Annotated in this window: 2 protein-coding genes; both read left to right on the top strand. The window is 62.3% G+C overall.

Features of this window, described 5'->3' with window-relative positions:
* The first annotated feature begins 195 nt into the window (after window positions 1-195).
* Window positions 196-1044, top strand: coding sequence for a lysozyme family protein (locus AC1DWF_RS31880; protein WP_476789647.1), 849 nt, complete (start codon window positions 196-198; stop codon window positions 1042-1044).
* The gene (locus AC1DWF_RS31875) at window positions 1041-1274 is read left to right on the top strand and encodes a hypothetical protein (protein WP_476789648.1); all 234 of its coding nucleotides are present in this window, start codon (window positions 1041-1043) and stop codon (window positions 1272-1274) included. The genes AC1DWF_RS31880 and AC1DWF_RS31875 overlap by 4 nt, the downstream gene beginning before the upstream one ends.
* Window positions 1275-1539 lie beyond the last annotated feature (265 nt).

The raw sequence follows: 1539 nt of genomic DNA, 5'->3' as shown, positions 1-1539 counted from the left end.
AGTCGGCCCAGTTCATTTGATACCTCGCTACAGGCCAACCAACCACAATATGGCACTGGCCACGGCGACGAGCGCCACGACGAAAACAGTGTCTTCGATAGTCATCGGCTTGCCGCGGGTAGGGTGGCTTTCTCCATAGGCCAATGGCCCGCGCCTCCTTTGGCGCACACAACCCAAAATCAAAGGAATAGTTCCATGGACAACACCGTTCCCCCGGGCGCGGCGCTTCTGCTCGACTTCATTTATCGAACAGACGCCGGGAAGGCCCCGCCCGAGTGCTACGAGACGATCTTCGGCAATCGCCAAAGCGGCCTTCCCAAGCCGATCACCAAGATGACGCTGGGCGACCTCATCGACGCTCAGAAGACGTGGGCAACGAAGGCTTGGGCTAAGAAGTTCGGTTCCGATAAGGCGTCATCTGCTGCCGGTGCTGCGCAGTTCATGCGCGCTACTCTGATCGACCTGTCGAAGGAACTGCACCTGAGCGGCGCCCAGGTCTTCAACTCGGACTTCCAGGACCGGCTTGCCTTCCACCTGCTGAAGCGGCGCGGCTATGAAGCGTTCATGGCCGGGAAGATCGATCGCACCGAGTTCGGCAAGCGGTTGGCTATGGAGTGGGCCAGTTTCCCGGTTCTTGCAGCCTGCAAGGGCGCTCATCGCCAGCTCAAGCGCGGTGATAGCTACTATCTGGGCGACGGCATCAACAAGGTCGGCACGACGCCCGCACGGGTCGAGGCGGTTCTTAACCGGGTGAAGGCGGCAGGAAATGGGGCGCAGGCCACCACCCAAGCCGAGCCGGTTATCATCGAAAAGCCTGTCGTGGCCGACCCCGGCGAACTTGAAACCCCGACGACCAAGAGCAAGACCTTCTGGACCTGGCTGTTGACCGGCATCGGCGCGCCGCTGGCCGCTTTCGGCAATCTCGACTGGCGCGTCCAGCTCGCGATTGTCGCCGTCATCGTCGCCTTCGCCATCTACGGCATCAAGCGGCGGAACGATCTGTTCAAGGCGGTGAAGGGGCTCAAGGCGGAATTCGGTGAATGAGGGCGGCTCTGGTCGCCGCATACGCCGCCGCCCTGATGGGCAGTCTCATCTTGAGCCATACCGCAGCCTATCGCTATGGCCGCTCAATCGAACAAGCGCGCTTTGCCGCACAGATCACCAAGGAGAATGACGATGCGGGCAACGCAGCTGAGAAATGGCGCGCTGAGTTTCGCCGCTGCACTGGCATTGGCGGGCTGTTCGACTTCGAAGCCGGCGCCTGCCAGCATTGACGGGCTGCGGGCTGTRGTCGGCACCTCGCTGATCGGCGCACAGGGCAAGACGCCTGCCGACCAGGCGGGCATCRACGAGACGGCGGCGGGTCTTTGYGCCGGCGGCGTRTGGACCAAGAGCGAGTGCGCTCGSCAAGGGAAGGAAAGCCGGCAATGACGCGCGAAACCATCGGGGAGCGGCAAATCAGATTGGAAGAGCAGTTTAAGGCCGTCGTCGCCTCGCTGACGATGCTGACCGAGCAAGGCAAGGAAGCCGCCGAGAGCC

It is taken from the genome of Aminobacter sp. P4_D5 (genome assembly GCF_056401815.1).
This window is presented reverse-complemented; position numbering and strand designations above follow the sequence as displayed.